General features: G+C 41.6%; 13 protein-coding genes, 2 tRNA genes and 1 pseudogene. 4 read left to right on the forward strand and 12 right to left on the reverse strand.

Going from position 1 to position 15,209, the window contains the following annotated elements:
- Positions 1–46 precede the first annotated feature (46 nt).
- Complete coding sequence (locus ACQRCC_RS14310; protein WP_427851435.1) at positions 47–1,918, reverse strand: thiamine pyrophosphate-dependent enzyme; 1,872 nt, start codon at positions 1,916–1,918, stop codon at positions 47–49.
- Between the two features lie 265 nt (positions 1,919–2,183).
- Here ACQRCC_RS14310 and ACQRCC_RS14315 point away from each other — a divergent pair, with 265 nt between their 5' ends.
- Entirely contained in the window at positions 2,184–3,083 is a 900-nt protein-coding gene (locus ACQRCC_RS14315; RefSeq protein ID WP_427851436.1) for a helix-turn-helix domain-containing protein, read from the forward strand.
- On the opposite strand, the gene ACQRCC_RS14320 is transcribed toward ACQRCC_RS14315, so the two are convergent.
- The 4 genes from ACQRCC_RS14320 to ACQRCC_RS14335 form a co-directional block, all read right to left on the reverse strand.
- Positions 3,037–3,459 carry an SOS response-associated peptidase gene (locus ACQRCC_RS14320; protein WP_427851437.1) on the reverse strand — a complete coding sequence of 141 codons (423 nt, stop codon included), beginning with the start codon at positions 3,457–3,459 and terminating at the stop codon, positions 3,037–3,039. The genes ACQRCC_RS14315 and ACQRCC_RS14320 overlap by 47 nt on opposite strands.
- Before the next feature lie 49 nt (positions 3,460–3,508).
- Positions 3,509–3,727: a hypothetical protein gene (locus ACQRCC_RS14325; RefSeq protein ID WP_427851438.1), complete on the reverse strand. Its 219-nt coding sequence runs from the start codon at positions 3,725–3,727 to the stop codon at positions 3,509–3,511.
- The gene (locus ACQRCC_RS14330) at positions 3,712–4,017 is read right to left on the reverse strand and encodes a DUF2325 domain-containing protein (RefSeq protein ID WP_427851439.1); all 306 of its coding nucleotides are present in this window, start codon (positions 4,015–4,017) and stop codon (positions 3,712–3,714) included. The genes ACQRCC_RS14325 and ACQRCC_RS14330 overlap by 16 nt, the downstream gene beginning before the upstream one ends.
- A 227-nt stretch (positions 4,018–4,244) precedes the next feature.
- The gene (locus ACQRCC_RS14335; protein ID WP_427851440.1) at positions 4,245–5,654 is read right to left on the reverse strand and encodes an ABC transporter permease; all 1,410 of its coding nucleotides are present in this window, start codon (positions 5,652–5,654) and stop codon (positions 4,245–4,247) included.
- Here ACQRCC_RS14335 and ACQRCC_RS14340 point away from each other — a divergent pair.
- Positions 5,641–5,818, forward strand: a pseudogene (locus ACQRCC_RS14340) (IS5/IS1182 family transposase); the annotation flags it as partial. The gene ACQRCC_RS14335 and the pseudogene ACQRCC_RS14340 overlap by 14 nt on opposite strands.
- Before the next feature lie 473 nt (positions 5,819–6,291).
- Here the strand turns inward: ACQRCC_RS14340 and ACQRCC_RS14345 are convergent.
- Both ACQRCC_RS14345 and ACQRCC_RS14350 read right to left on the reverse strand, forming a co-directional pair.
- A tRNA-Pro gene (locus ACQRCC_RS14345) sits at positions 6,292–6,365 on the reverse strand.
- A 53-nt stretch (positions 6,366–6,418) separates the two neighbouring features.
- Positions 6,419–6,490, reverse strand: a tRNA-Gln gene (locus ACQRCC_RS14350).
- Between the two features lie 180 nt (positions 6,491–6,670).
- Here ACQRCC_RS14350 and ACQRCC_RS14355 point away from each other — a divergent pair.
- A complete protein-coding gene (locus tag ACQRCC_RS14355; protein ID WP_427851441.1) occupies positions 6,671–8,656 on the forward strand; it encodes an LTA synthase family protein in 1,986 nt (661 codons plus the stop codon).
- Here ACQRCC_RS14355 and ACQRCC_RS14360 read toward each other — a convergent pair.
- Positions 8,653–9,975, reverse strand: coding sequence for an MATE family efflux transporter (locus tag ACQRCC_RS14360; protein ID WP_427851442.1), 1,323 nt, complete (start codon positions 9,973–9,975; stop codon positions 8,653–8,655). The two genes, ACQRCC_RS14355 and ACQRCC_RS14360, sit on opposite strands and share 4 nt — an antisense overlap.
- Positions 9,976–10,069: 94 nt before the next feature.
- Here ACQRCC_RS14360 and ACQRCC_RS14365 point away from each other — a divergent pair, with 94 nt between their 5' ends.
- Positions 10,070–10,861: a MerR family transcriptional regulator gene (locus ACQRCC_RS14365; protein WP_427851443.1), complete on the forward strand. Its 792-nt coding sequence runs from the start codon at positions 10,070–10,072 to the stop codon at positions 10,859–10,861.
- A gap of 21 nt (positions 10,862–10,882) precedes the next feature.
- On the opposite strand, the gene ACQRCC_RS14370 is transcribed toward ACQRCC_RS14365, so the two are convergent.
- The 4 genes from ACQRCC_RS14370 to ACQRCC_RS14385 all read right to left on the reverse strand — a co-directional run bounded on the left by ACQRCC_RS14370 (position 10,883) and on the right by ACQRCC_RS14385 (position 14,701).
- A complete protein-coding gene (locus tag ACQRCC_RS14370) occupies positions 10,883–12,643 on the reverse strand; it encodes a sensor histidine kinase (RefSeq protein ID WP_427851444.1) in 1,761 nt (586 codons plus the stop codon).
- Positions 12,640–13,320, reverse strand: coding sequence for a response regulator (locus tag ACQRCC_RS14375; protein WP_427851445.1), 681 nt, complete (start codon positions 13,318–13,320; stop codon positions 12,640–12,642). The genes ACQRCC_RS14370 and ACQRCC_RS14375 overlap by 4 nt, the downstream gene beginning before the upstream one ends.
- A gap of 70 nt (positions 13,321–13,390) precedes the next feature.
- Positions 13,391–14,161 carry a DUF6179 domain-containing protein gene (locus ACQRCC_RS14380; RefSeq protein WP_427851446.1) on the reverse strand — a complete coding sequence of 257 codons (771 nt, stop codon included), beginning with the start codon at positions 14,159–14,161 and terminating at the stop codon, positions 13,391–13,393.
- A gap of 6 nt (positions 14,162–14,167) precedes the next feature.
- Positions 14,168–14,701, reverse strand: coding sequence for a DUF6323 family protein (locus ACQRCC_RS14385; RefSeq protein ID WP_427851447.1), 534 nt, complete (start codon positions 14,699–14,701; stop codon positions 14,168–14,170).
- Positions 14,702–15,209: the final 508 nt, after the last annotated feature.

The following is a 15,209-nucleotide window of genomic DNA, read 5'->3' on the forward strand; positions in this document are numbered from 1 at the left end:
GTAATTCTCAGTGCGATTATGATTATTGAATTACATATTGTATATTTTAGAATCCGATTTCATGCTTCAGCTTCTGCACTCTTTCACACCAGTTGCCCACATTCCAATTTCCAAAGGAACCAAGACCGCCAAATTCTTCTCTTCCGAAATATACCGGTACATGTATCAGAGACAGACCGTCATACGCATATGCCTTCTCTAATGCTTTTTCCAGCTCTTCCACAGACTCGCCGCCATAAAATCCCTTCACACCTTTGACAGACTCTGCCATCTGTACATAATCTACTGCAACCGTATCGTCAGTTTTAAATCCCACGTCATACTGAGCATACTGAAGGCTTGTGATTGCTCCCATACGACGGTTATCAAATAACACGATCATTCCTTTCAGTCCATACTCAACCGCGTCAATTAATATCTGCGGATTCATCATAAAGCTTCCGTCTCCGGTAAATGCTACCGGATAATCCTTTCCACCCTGCAGTGCAAAGGCGAGCATTGATGATACTGCAAAGCCCATATAGGATGAGCCTGTGTCTGTGATTGTCTGACCTGGTTTTTCATCGGTCACAATCTGGAAGCCATTTGCCTGCACATCTCCTGCATCAAATATTTTCACACAGCCATGAGCATCTGCAAAATCTACTGCTTTCTTAATCGCAGCCGGCTCTGTAAGAATGGATTTTCCGCGTTTCTCATCCACCAGAACCGGATGATCATATCTTAACTGTTTGTAAGATTCCCACTCGACCCGTTTCTCTTTGCATTCTTTCAGCCATTCCGGATCTGTTGCTTTGTTCTCCGCATTTTTCAACAGCTCAATTAATTTTAAGAGTACTTCTTCTGCATCTCCCTGGATACGAACAGAATTGTTATACTGTCCCAGATCGTTATAATCACAGTTAATATTGATGATTTTTTTTGCCTTTTTAAATGCCGTTCCTGAGCTGTCCCACTGGCAGACACCCCTTGTTCCGACAGTAATAACAAGATCACACTCGTCCATTGCATAATTTCCGCAGATAGAACCTTTTGATCCGCCCACTCCCATATTTCGTTCTTTGGAATATGGATATAATCCCGGAACCTGCGGTCCGTGTACATATACCGCATCTGCAAGCTCTAAAAACTCTTCCCACACATCTGATGGAACCTTCGCAGCGCCTCCGCCTGCCTTCACTGTAATTCTGGAAGAACTGCAGATCGTTTCTACTGCTGCGCGATACAGATCAGAATCAACACTGACTACCTTGGATTCTGCAGATTTTTCCGGGAATTCCAGTAAGTTGCAATGCTCCATGACCTTCGGCTGAATATTCATCGGAAGCAACATGTAAAACGGCGAATGTTTCACGCCTCCGTTAACCGCAGCATCACCTCTCTTCAGCGCTGTAAACACTGCTTCCGGAGTATGTAAGGAATAGGCCGGTCCGAAAGTTGACAAAAGCTTTAAGAACAACTCCTGCTCTCTCTTCGGAATCTGCTGCATATTCGGGCCCTCGCTATGGCTGGTTTCATCTCCCATCAAATAATACACACCCAATCCATTTGACTGTGCAACCAGTGATCCGGCCACTGCCTGCAGGGCTCCCGGACCAATGGAAGTAAACACTGCCGGAGTTTCTCCATATTTCCAACGAAGCATGGATGCCACATGAGAAGCCTCCACTTCATTCCGAACACTCACCGTCTTTACCGCCTCTTCTTCTTCGTAAATACGAAGCACTTCTCCTACATCCGTCATCCCGTGTCCAAAGATACCGACAAAGGTTCTTACCCCCTGATTGATTAGACCTAATACAACTGCCTCACTGAGACTGATATTCTGAAATTGTTCTAAACTGCCTGCTTCCACTGCTTTTCGAATTGTGCCGTAAGCTTTAATTTCCCTTGCACGTTTTCTTCTCTGTTCTATCATTTTTACTTTTCCTTTCATATGAGATTTGTGATTCCCGTTACGATTATGATTATAACCATGATTGATTCAGAAAAAAATTTGATTTCAGACATGAAAAATTACCATTCAGACTTGTTAAAACGGAATAATTTTTGTATAATATGCTCAAATTCCCTTGCATAATATATGAATTTTAACCATTGATAATTTGGCAGAATACCTATTTTACGTTTCAAACTAATAAAATTCAGACTAAAAACTAATAAATTACAGACGAGGTATAAGTATGATTTTTAACTCCGACTGTCAGCCTACCCCTGATAACCGCGAACTTCTCCCCAACAAGAAAAATTCTTATCCTTATGTATGCCAGTTTAGTGATATGAAACAGTATATGAATCAGAGTATTCCCTGGCACTGGCATCCTGCATTGGAAATAGATTATGTTGTAGAAGGTGAAGTTGAGATACGTACATATGATTCAATGATTACATTGAAAAAAGGACAGGCTGTCTTTATCAATTCAGAATCCCTGCATACACTACAGGCGAAAAAAGGCGAATGTAAGATATTTGCCCATATTTTTGATACTACTTTTATTTCTGGCTTCCCGGGCAGTCTGCTGGAACATAAATATATACTTCCTATTACCCAAAATGACAGATTACAGATTTACCAGATCACTCCAGACACTTATCAAAGAATACAAATGTTAGAAAAGGTTATAAAAATAATTAAGTTAAATGAAGATGAGCCTTCTGGATATGAGTTCCTGATTCGCGCGGAGCTTTCTTTGTTCTGGAACATGTTTTTTGAAGAAACAAAACATCTGCAGAAAGCCCCGAAGCAAAAAGAGAATTCAGATATAGACCGCATGAAATTAATGATTCAATATATCCAGACACATTACATGGAAAAGATTACTTTAGAGGATATTGCTTCTTCTGCTAATATCGGTACAAGAGAATGTACACGATGTTTTCAGCGGAATCTGGGAACATCACCCATGAAATTTTTGACGGAACACCGAGTCAGCATAGCAACTCAAAAGCTTCTGCAGTCAAACGACAGCATCCTGTATATCAGCGAAGACTGCGGTTTCAATTCCGGCAGTTATTTTGGCAAAGTATTTTATGATATCATGGGTTGTACGCCAAAAGAATATCGAAAAAAACATTCTCATTGAATAGATATTTTGATTTTTCCAGAATCAACGGCATCCGATGATGCACCGGACTGACCGATTCATTTGCCTGGGTAGTTAAGATAATGAAATGATCTTCATCCTGAAAGCGATCGTAAAATCCTGCCATAAATAAGACCGGCTGATTTTCTCTCAGGAAAGTAACTTTATTCTTATCCGAATCCCATTCATAAAACTGCTTTGCTGGAATGATACATCGTCTGTGCATCACACTATCCCGGAACGACTTTCTTTCCAGAGCAGTTTCTGCACTTGCATTGATCAGCAGTCCTTTTTTCTGATATTGCGGAAAGCCCCATGACATTTCTTCTGGAATATTCCAAAAGGTATTATCCATACATTTCGGTACAAAATTCACGTATCTTTTTCCATATTCCAAATTGTGTACTTTTTGAAATATGCTCTACCTACTCTGTACGTAAAAGGAAAGCGAAACGCAACCTGCAGGAAAAGAAATGGGAGTGTCGCAAAATAATGCGCACTCCTTTCGGCACAAGTCTGCGATTTAAAGAACGCAGGGTATCCAATAATTCTTCCTTATCCGAGTATGAACAATTAAAAAGAATACCGGTTTTCAATCCTGCAAGTGTAGGAGAACCATGGCGAATAATCATTTCATCGGACATACCATTTCCTCCTGCTTTGCATTTTCTTCCAATATATTTTTCAATGCCGAAATGGAACTCGTATGTGATCGTACAACCTTTACATCCTGTCCCTTCGTCTCAGATAATGCATTACGCACCATTTTATGGGACACTGTACCCGTAAAAAGTACAAGCAGATCCGGATTTCCGATTCCTTTCAGACTGCTTTTCTGTTTTGGATATACCTTTGCATCACAGCGATATTCCCGACACAAGTTCTTATACTGACGCACCATACATTCATTTCCACCGATAATTACTACGCTCATAAATAATTCTCCTTTCTGTTAGTTGCTACTAACCATCTATTTTAAATAAAACGCCCTCCCGGGCGTACCCTTTTAACCTCTCATCCTTTTCGTGAGTTAGCATTATCTAACTACTTGTATGATATCCAATTTCCTTTATATCGTCAATGCTTTTTATTCATATTGAAAAATCTTATCTATTAGAAAAAAGCAGATTACCTCATTACCAGCAATCTGCTTTTTCTCTTCTATTCCATATTTTTCAACGCCTCATCCATTGGAATCTTCTTAATTCTGGCAAAATCCAAAAACATAACAAACAAATACCCAATCAAAACAAATAAAAACATTTTTAAATATCCTGTCGGTTCAATAACAAACGTAAACCAGCCACTGTAGCTGAACATAATTGTTTTCCACGCTTGTGTCATAACAAATGTCCCCAGAACGACACTAATTACATCCGAAATGATTAGTATCCAAGTTGTGGAAAGAAGGTATAGGCTTGCAATCTCCCCATTCTCATACCCTAAAATTTTCGTCATGGAGATAGCATTCTCATTCTTCTCTATGATAATTTTCGTAAGAAGATAAATCAGAATAGCCGACAACAGGATGCATAGAATTTGGAAATACTCCATATATGATCCCATAGAGTGATCCAACTGATCACACATCTTGGTAATCTCCCGTTCCGTAATCATCGTTGCTATATATGCCTCATCAATATCTGTTATTTCTGAATCAGACATAAATCCCGAGAATTCGTCTTCCTCTAAATCAAACATTCTGTGATAGTTTTCCAGTGGCATGAAAACAGCAATACTCTGGCATCTGTCATAAATTCCTGCAACCTCAAACCGATACTGTTTGTTCTCGTACTTTTCATCCAGTGTAACGCTGTCACCTATCCTCAAACCATACTTATCGCTGAACGGTTTTGAAACATAGATCGCATTTCCCTTTAATTCCTCCAGCCCGGAAATCTCTACATACCTGCTATCCTCAATAATACCATATACCGACACCTCTTCATCTATTTCATCACTTTTCTTTTGCAGCGAATACATGCCGAATTTCTCAGCATCTTTGTTTACCGTGGTAATAATATCCTCATCCTCATTCTCATAGTTCTTTAAGACATATTGATACTTTGCAAACATCATATCCGCAACATTATCCTGATAATACTTCAGAGTGGACGGCATACCAACTGCCATAGCAAGCATAACCATAATAAAGAAAATTCCTGCAAAAAGAATCACATAGTTGGAGATGTTCTGGAAAATGATACGAAGACGAAATCTGCTCAGGAACTTCCATCTTGGAAGGCGCATGGCCTTTTTCCGTTTTGTTTTCTTCAGATCATGCCGCAAAAACTGTAGTGGTGTATGTTGCATCATTTTGATAATTACACATAAGTTTACCACCAACATCAGAATTACCGGAATGATCGTTGTTTTGAAAAACGCATCCGTATTCCATACTGTCTCATACGCCGGAAGACTGTAGCTATTATAATACATGGACACCACCACATTCTTAAACACGGTGTATCCCAATATATTTCCAATTGTCGCTGAAAGAATCGTCACGATAACAGGCATAGATAAATAGTGTAGAATCAATTCGCCTTTTGTATATAAACGTCTGTACATCTCCAAAAGTTTCTTAGAGAAGCGTCAGGAATCCTATGAAAATATCCTGAGTGAAACCGGAGATTCTTTTACTGTGCATGGGATATAATCTGAATAAACTGCACGCAAAGATACAGAATGAGCGAACAGGAAGCCACCTGTTCCCAGTAAAAGAAACCGCATAAAAAGGCGAAAAACTGATAGCTTTATTAAAATACGCAAAAATCCGGAAAGATTCAACAGTTCAAAAGATTCTTTCTGGTTTCTTTCACATATAGAGTGAGGGCATCGCTCAATCATGAACACAATGGAAGTTCTTACTTTACTATTAGTAGTTTTTGCGGCTTTGACCTACATAGATAACCGACATAATAAGAAATAGCATCCACGATAACCCTGGGAAAGTTTGATGGATGCTATGTCTTAACATAGAAATAAATTAAATTTTACTGAGGGCATCAGATCTTGCATCTGATTACCTTTCTTAAGTAGATTATACACTGGGGGATGAGAGAAATCAAGTCCCCCTTTTTTCTATTCGGGAGTTTGACACATCAATAATTAAAGAAATAATCTTTTTGATTTTTCCAGGAAATAATTTGGAACAAAAAACCACAAAGCTCGTATCTCCAAGCTTTGTGGTTTTCTTTAATTTCAATCGGAGTGACAGGATTTGAACCTGCGACCTCTACGTCCCGAACGTAGCGCTCTACCAAGCTGAGCCACACTCCGTTATTTGACCGGATGCCTACGATGTAAGAACATCCGGCGCCCCTGCCAAGGAACTACGGAAAAGGGACTTGAACCCCTACTAACAGAGTCAGAGTCTGCTGTGCTGCCAATTACACCATTCCGCATCAGCCTTTTTTGTTGTCCGCTCTGTCCCGCGAACAAATATTATTATAACAGAAACCTTCTAAAAATCAACCCCTTTTTTCATTTTTTTTGACTTTGTTTTATTTCAACAATTTTCATTGCCATATTTTGTAAAAACATGGTAAAATATATCAAAAAAATGCGTAAAGGATTCGTTTATCATGAAGTATATTAAAAAACCTCTTTCTCTCCCGGTGTTTTTTTCACTGGTAATTTTATATCTGGAAATGACATTTCATTTGCTCATGTTCCATACTTTCTGTGGGAACTTATTTTATCTTTTCCTGTTTTCTTCCATGTTTGGCTGTATCATCGGAGGAATCTGCAGTATGTTCAGAGAGCGAACTGTTTTTATACTGACTACAGCGCTCACTTCTATTTTATGCATTTTCTTCTGTGCACAGATTGTTTATCATGCTGTTTTCCAGAAATTTCTGGCTCTCTTCAGTATGCTTGGCGTGGCAGGACAGGCATTTGACTTTATGGATGTTATTTCCAAAAATATTATTGGAAGTCTCCTGGGTATTCTTTTGCTCCTGCTGCCGGTGATTTTTCTTCTGATCGGTCGGAGAAAAAATTGGATTGCATTTACACAGAAACCTGCAAAGACACTGAAAACCAGCCTCTGCATTGCCGCCGAATGCTACCTGATTGCAATTCTGTTTCTGAACCTGTCCAGTCACTCACCCTACAGTGCCTATGACATTTACTATCACAATCTTTCTACCGACATGACGGTAGAAGAATTCGGTGTGCTGACTATGAACCGTCTGGATGGATACTATCTGATTGCCGGAAAGCCCGATAAAACTCTTCAGTTGGATCCGGTGACTACGGAAACTGTCGCTGTTCCCGAACCGGAACCCGAGCCGGAGATTGATACTTCACCAAATATTTTGAATATTGATTTTGATGCAATCACAACTTCGGCACCAAATGAAAATGTGGTACAGCTTACACAGTATTTCCAGTCCCAATCCGGCACAAACAAAAATGAATATACCGGACTTTTCAAAGGATACAATGTAATCTTTATAACTGCGGAGGGATTTTCAAAATTTGTAATTGACCCGGAGCGGACTCCCACGCTGTACCGCCTGAAAAATGAAGGATTTGTATTTAATCACTACTATACGCCTGAATGGTACGCCAGTACTTCAGATGGCGAATATGCCAATCTGACGGGTCTGCTTCCTACAGACGGAATTGTCTCCATGAAACTGACCGGAGAGCACCAGAATAATATGTACTTCACTTTGGGACGACAGCTGGAACGATTGAATTATACACTGAACGGTTACCACAACAACAGCTATACCTATTACGGAAGAGATCTGTCCCATCCGAACATGGGCTACAACTGGCACGGAACAGGCAACTGGTTCCAGCCGGAGACCACCGAAAGCGGTCACGAATACTGGCCGCAGTCTGATCTGGAACTGATAAATCAAAGTATGGCACAATACATGGACAGCGAACCATTTCACACTTACTATATGTCTGTCAGCGGACATATGATGTACGATGTAAACAGTAATCAAATGTCATACCGCAATTATGATTCTGTCGCAGATCTTCCATGCTCTGAGACCACCAAGGGATATCTGGCATGCCAGCTGGAACTTGAAAAAGCCATGACCGCATTGCTGGCCGAACTGGAATCCCGGGGAATCGCGGACCACACCGTCATCGTCCTCGGAGCAGACCATATTCCATATAACGACAAGCCGGTCTGTGACGAGCTTGCCGGACACGAACTGGAATCCGGCATTGAGTGGTATGAAAATGACCTCATTATCTGGTCCGGCAGCATGGAAGAACCTGTTGTAGTAGATAAATATTGTTACGATGTGGATATCCTGCCCACCATCTCCAATCTTTTGGGACTGGAGTATGATTCCAGACTCATGATCGGTCAGGACATTCTCTCTGATTCGGAACAGTTAGTTTGTTTCCCGAACCGAAGCTTCATCTCAGGCAAATGCATTTATAATGCATCCAATGGCTCCGTCACTCCGCTTACGGATGAAGAAATTTCTCAGGAATACCTGAACACTATGGCCAACATTGTATATAACAAATTTACGGTGTCCGAAATGATCCTGAATGAAGATTATTACCGGTATCTGGAAGGAAATATCCATTAAGCATTGATTCTCTTCAGATATCGGAAAAAGAACACCAGTGTAAATACCAGGGTCAGGGCCTCCGCCAGCAGCGGACTCCACCAGATTCCCGCACCTCCAAAGACCATGGTCAGGAGGCCCAGACTCAGGATGAGCATCACAATGCTTCGCCCCATGGATATAATGGTTGCAGATACCGGTTCCTCCACAGCGGTAAAATACCCACCGATAACGATATTGTACCCTGCAATCAGGAAGGATAATGCAAAGATTCGGAGCACTCCGGAGGAATATGCAAAAAGCTCCGTCATATTCTTTTCCAGGAACAGACCCACAATTCCATCCGCACCCAGCAGACATCCTCCCGTAAATGCTATAGATGCCACAATCACTGCCACAATTCCATAACGGAGCAGCTTCTTGCATCTGTCCATCCTCTTCTGCCCAAAATAGTAACTGATCAACGGCTGGTATCCCTGTGCAATTCCTACCATCGTCATGACTGCGATGGAATTTACATAGGAAATAATGGTATAGCTGACCAGTGCATCTTCATTTAAAAATTTCAAAATCGCCTGATTAAACAGGAAAATAATAAGTCCCGTAGACAGTTCTGTAATTCCGGATGGAATTCCATTCTTAACCTCTCTCCAGATAACCGGTATATCCCACCGGAATCTCCGGAATTTAATGGTTCCCTTCTTTCCGCAGAAATGCACCAGATACATGGCAATCAGCACGACATGGGAAATTCCCGTGGCAAGAGCCGCACCTCCGATTCCCATATGCCAGCGCATCACCATAAAATAATCCAGTATTACATTCAGCACGGAGCCTGCCGTTACAATGAAGGTTGCCATCTTGGGATAGCCGTCCGTTTTTATTAATGTTTCAAAAGAATAGGACAATATGAATAATCCGGAGAACGGAACAATTGCTCTCAGATATTCTAATACATATTTCATATTCACTTCAGTTGCTCCCAAAAACAGTGCAACACTTTTCAGATTTAACATCACAATAATCGTAATCAGCACAGAAAAAATCGTAAGAAGCGTAATATTCTGTGTAAATACTTCATTTGCGCGCTTTCCATTTTTCTCTCCAAGCAAAATAGCAACCACCGTAGAGGTTCCTACCGCAAATAAAATAGAAATAGCATAGAGCGCCATAATATAAGGCATTACAATATTAACGGCAGTCAGCGCTACTTCCGACACACCCTTTGCTACAAAGATGCCATCCACCATAGTATAAAGTGCAAATACCCACTGAGCCACGATAGAGGGTACAATAAATCTCATAAAATCGCTTTTTAAAGATTTTCCTTCCAGTTTCATAATTTCCTCCTGAGTTTCTCTTCTTGTAATTATACCTTAAACCTTGGTATAATACTAAGGTCAAGAGTTTTTTACAAAAAGGTGGAATCAGGATATGAAACACTATTACCGTATCGGCGAAATCTCCAGGCTCTATAATATCGGCCCGGATTCCCTGCGCTACTACGAAGAGTTAGGCATTTTAAAGCCTCACCGCGGCGAAAATAACTATCGAATGTACCACATTCACGATCTGTGGCGCCTGAATGTGATCCGTGATTTAAGAGAACTGGGATTTTCCATGGAGAAAATAAAGGATTATCTGAACAATCGAAGTCTGGCCAGCACCAAAGCCATGCTGCAGGAAGAATTAGATGTAATCAATAATAAAATGCAGGCTCTCGCAGATTTAAAGGCCAACATTGAAGACCGTCTGGAAACCCTGCATGATACAATGACACAGCCTCTGGGTATCATTGAAAAAAAAGAACTGCCCGTCAGACATTGCCACACCATTCATTCCGGTTATAAAATTGATGTGGAAATGGATCTTCTGATCAAGCAGTTATTAAACAAAGACAAAGATAAGCTTTACATCATCGGCAATAATCGCATCGGCTCCGTCATTCCGCTGGAAAGTGCAAAGCAGGGACTCTGCCGCCACTACACCGATGTATTTATCATTGATAAGGATGGACGTGACACCATCCCCGGCGGCATCTACCTTACCGTAAGCTACCGGGGAGACTGTGCCCAGAATGCCGAATATATCCCGGCTCTGTTCCGCTATGCCGACGAACAGGGACTGACCCCTGAAGGCCCGGTTCTGGAACTTCTGTGGACAGATATTCACCAGACTGACGAAGAAGAGGAGCATGTTACGGAGCTGCAGGTGCGATGCGTGTAGGTGACTATTACGTGTAGATTCCTATTCCCGGAATACCGTAACCCGGACTCCATCTTCCGCATTTTCAATTCTCAGATCCAGGTGATGGAGCTCCAGAATCCTCCTCGTCAGGTACAGCCCCAACCCGTGATGCTTTGCCTGACGACTCCGGCTCTGATTGCCACTGTAAAACATATTTCCAATGAACTTAAGTTTTTCTTCCGGTATGGACGCACCTGTATTTTCTATGGAAATGCACTCCTCATCCATAAGGATTTCTATCATACCATCACGCCGGTTATATTCTGCCGCATTGGAAAGCAGATTGAAAAATGCCTTCCCAAGATAGTATGGATCACCTTCCACCACAAATGGACTGCGCACCCTATACTCTACATCCAGATTCAGATTTTCGATCAGTTCCTGAATTTTCTTCTCCTGCCCTTTTACCAGTTCCAGGACATCTACCGTCTCTTTCTGAAGCACAAGCTGTTCGGAATCTAACTTGGAGATATCACACATTTTCCCCACCATCTGATCCATCTCTTCTGTTTGCTCAACGATTTTCTCCAGATAGTAATTTCTTTTTTCCGCAACGGTATTTTCCTTCAGATTTTCTGCAAACCCGCGAATAACGCTTAAAGGTGTCTTCAATTCGTGTGCAATCGCATTGGTAAAGTCTCTTCGCATCTCCTCCAGGCGCCTTTCTTTTTCATAAGTCTTATTCATCAAGCGTACTACCACTGCCATACATAATATCAGGAAAAGAAATCCGCCCAGATATACCATTTTCATATAATCCATTGCCGCCAGCCACGGATGAGCAGTCGTTCGAAGCACCAGACTTCCTGCCGGATCATCATCACTGAAATACACTGGGAACACCATATCACTAAGCACAAATGGATACTCTGCATCCATGTTAAGCATCACCGAATTCAGCCCTGCCATCCAGAGCTGTCCTTCAATTTTTTCCGGAAAATTCTGCAGATACTCGTCTTCCTGCCATCTCTCCCATGATCGGATGCCAAACTGCATCCCCGGGAAGTCTGCAACTTTCCCCATAAATTCCATATTAATCCGCTCCGTACCGGAATCGACAGTAGGATTTTCCCACTTCCAATCCACCTCGCTGTCACAGATTCTGTAACTACTTCCATCCTCCCCTGCAGACACGCTGTAATTCCGGAACTGCTCCGGAAGGTCGGGTGATATCTCCCCCTCTTCTCCTTCCTTCTTCCATTCTATCTTATAAATCGTTATAGATGCCAGTCCCCAGTGTTCCTGCTCGGCCTTTGCAAACACAAGATACGGAACCGGCCATTCCCCTTCATAGAGCGTCGCCTGATATTTTGCAAGTTCCTTAATCTGGTCATCCGTCAGATAATCGGAAAGGTTATAGTAAAGATACCTTCTCTCCGATTCTCCGTCCGAAAGCCAGGTCTCTCCGATCACATTCTGGCTTTTGACTTCCAATTTACCATACGGATTATATATGGCTCCGGATATCATCTGATACTGATCAGCGCTATTGAATGAATAGATATTAGACAGTACCATTTTCAGATAATTGGTCTGATTCTCTGTCAGCTCATCCCATTTCCACCCCTGGCTTCTGGCCTCTTCCTGAATAATGTTTTGAATCGAACTGGCGCACACATTCAAATTCCGCATATAATCTTCATCATATTTTCGCTTTACCAGCCAGGTCGAAAGTAACATGCTGATCAGATACAGCATGGTAAATCCCACAATAACAGCTCCTGTAAATGCTTTTCCTTTTCTTTTTTTCGCATTTCTCATGGCCGCACCTCCATTCGATATCCGGTCTTTCGCACCGTTTGAATCATGCACCGGCTTCCATCAAGTATCTTTCGGAGTTTCTTAATATGATTATCCACCACTCTTTCATTTCCATCAAAATCATACCCCCAGAATCGGATCAACAGCTGTTCTCTGCTGAAAATCCGATTGGGATTCTCCATAAAAAAGAGAAGCATCTCATAATCCAGAGGCGCAATTTCTCTCTGATGCCCCAGGACCCATACCTCATGAATCCGCACATCCACCTCGATGTCTCCCTTTTTCATTCTCCGTGCCGGGTTTTCTCCCCGTATCCGCCCCATCATCGCCATAGCTTTTGCATAAAGAATCGGAAGAGAAAATGGTTTTGTCACATAATCATCCGCCCCAAGCGCATATCCATTCAGCTCATCCTCCTCCATAACCCTGGCTGTGATAAAAAATATTGCCACATCACTGATTTCCCGTATTCTGCGACACACCTCAAATCCGCTTTTCCCCGGAAGCATTACATCTAACAGAATCAGTTGATAATTCCCCTGCTCGAACCAATCCAATGCCTGAATTCCATCCATAACTACGTCCGTCTTCCACCCTTTACTGGAAAAATAATCCCCGATTGCCTCTGCAAGCAGTGCATCATCTTCTACGATTAAGAGATTCAAACCCGTCTCCATTGCATTTTCCCTCCTGAATCATCAACAAATTCTTAACTTTTTTATTCTTTACAGCTATTATACAATAGAATTATATCCTTTTCGTATCCATTTTCCCTTCCATCCGGATTCTTAACCGGACAATGATATCTCTTAGTGCACACCTGAGATACTCGAATAACTGTATGTCATTATCATAATATTTTTCTATTAATTCTTTTGTAGCCTTTTCAACATATTCTTCCGCATCATCCCCTAGTGTCCTTCCTTCCAGCATGCGAAGAACCACATCCCCATAAACAATCTCACATATATTATCAATCATCTCTCTGTATCCCGGATTGTACCTTTTTAATATCTGTTCCACCATATCTGCCGGAAACTGTTTCAGAAAACTCTGTTCCAGCCGGATACACTCAATATATTCATAAATTCTGTCTATTCCACTGTATTCCTGAATGTTACACAGGATCGGATAATCCAATGTAAGAATCGTATTCTGAGGTTCGAATCTGATATCATACCATTTGAAAAATTCCGGCATCCCTTTTATAAAAGTTTCCTGCAGACAGATATTACCATAATCGCTGAAATTCCTCACGGTTTCATTATAAATCCGCAGTGCCGCCTCTGTTTTTTCCCTCACACGTTCCAGACCAATTTCATATGCCTGCAGCGCCGGCATTTTTTCAGAAGATAGGATACTGCCATCCGCCTCCCTTTCCATCTCATTGATGCAATATATAACCGCTCCCATCAATTGCTCCGCTTTCTCATAAGTGATTGACGTACTCTCAAATCCCGTATACTTCTCTGCCAGCTTCGCCACAATCGGTATCAGTTCTTCCATGTCATAATTCATCTTCCGTCACCTCCAGCAAAGATCTTTTAAAGATTCCAGATACATCTCGTAATCCCATCTTTCCACCTCATCAAATTGCGCATACTCTCCATATCCGGAGGATCCCTGATGCCCTTTGTACCCCGCGCGGATTACCTGCGCAAAATTACTGAGGCAGGTTCCCTCCAGATAATCCAGGTCTCCAAAACAGATAGTTTCAAACTGTTCCTTCATAAAATGCAAAAGTTCGTCATCGGTAATCTCATCCTGCATCTCATTCTTATACAAATAAAATATTTCCTGCAGCCGGATAATGGTATCCACATAGTTATTCTGATCAATATAAGCTGAATCACAGAACTCATAGATTATTTTTACCGAAATTCCCACTCCGAACTCCACTCTTTTCTGTTCCTTCAAAGCATTCCCCCTCTCACTTACAATCAGTTGAGCATCTGCCTCACTTAACGTCAGTCCATACTTCACTGTATCCTGATTCGTCTCCATTACTTTCGCTAACTGATTCTGTTTGCCCCAAATCTCCATCCAGTTTTCACTCATGTCCTCGCCTCCCTTGTATCCTCATATTGGGAAGTGATTATAACACCACATCCGGATAGATACCAGACTTGATTTTTTACCGATTTTGTGGTATTATGACAACATAAAAGGAAGCAGATTTTTATAATTTGCTTCCTTTTTTCATCATATTATTGTAACTGTTCAGAACTAACTGCATTCGCCTACAAGTCGCTCCGCTTCATCTTGCTTTATAGAATACTCCTCACAGATTTTTGATACAATCTTCTCTTTCGACACTTCAAATTCCAGGAGTGTTCTTAGTGACATGCTCTTACCACTTAACTTCATTTGAAGTGGGAGCTTCTTACTCAATGCCCCTAATGGGGCAAGTATCAATAAGCTATCCCCGCCTGCCCGGCGGTTCGATTTTTAGCCCGGAAACGGGCGTTACAATTATATTTTGTCCAGATATGGACATAAATTCAGTCTGGAAACAGACATATCCTATGCCAAGAGCAGGCGTAATACTTCTTCCCGGATATTGATA

It is taken from the genome of Sporofaciens sp. SGI.106 (assembly GCF_050314255.1).
Classification (GTDB): domain Bacteria; phylum Bacillota; class Clostridia; order Lachnospirales; family Lachnospiraceae; genus Claveliimonas.

Coding starts and splice junctions, on each gene's coding strand:
- ACQRCC_RS14310 (WP_427851435.1), bottom strand. CDS start 1,918: ATGATAGAACAGAGAAGAAAACGTGCAAGGGAAATTAAAGCTTACGGC.
- ACQRCC_RS14315 (WP_427851436.1), top strand. CDS start 2,184: ATGATTTTTAACTCCGACTGTCAGCCTACCCCTGATAACCGCGAACTT.
- ACQRCC_RS14325 (WP_427851438.1), bottom strand. CDS start 3,727: ATGTCCGATGAAATGATTATTCGCCATGGTTCTCCTACACTTGCAGGA.
- ACQRCC_RS14330 (WP_427851439.1), bottom strand. CDS start 4,017: ATGAGCGTAGTAATTATCGGTGGAAATGAATGTATGGTGCGTCAGTAT.
- ACQRCC_RS14335 (WP_427851440.1), bottom strand. CDS start 5,654: ATGTACAGACGTTTATATACAAAAGGCGAATTGATTCTACACTATTTA.
- ACQRCC_RS14355 (WP_427851441.1), top strand. CDS start 6,671: ATGAAGTATATTAAAAAACCTCTTTCTCTCCCGGTGTTTTTTTCACTG.
- ACQRCC_RS14360 (WP_427851442.1), bottom strand. CDS start 9,975: ATGAAACTGGAAGGAAAATCTTTAAAAAGCGATTTTATGAGATTTATT.
- ACQRCC_RS14365 (WP_427851443.1), top strand. CDS start 10,070: ATGAAACACTATTACCGTATCGGCGAAATCTCCAGGCTCTATAATATC.
- ACQRCC_RS14370 (WP_427851444.1), bottom strand. CDS start 12,643: ATGAGAAATGCGAAAAAAAGAAAAGGAAAAGCATTTACAGGAGCTGTT.
- ACQRCC_RS14375 (WP_427851445.1), bottom strand. CDS start 13,320: ATGGAGACGGGTTTGAATCTCTTAATCGTAGAAGATGATGCACTGCTT.
- ACQRCC_RS14380 (WP_427851446.1), bottom strand. CDS start 14,161: ATGAATTATGACATGGAAGAACTGATACCGATTGTGGCGAAGCTGGCA.
- ACQRCC_RS14385 (WP_427851447.1), bottom strand. CDS start 14,701: ATGAGTGAAAACTGGATGGAGATTTGGGGCAAACAGAATCAGTTAGCG.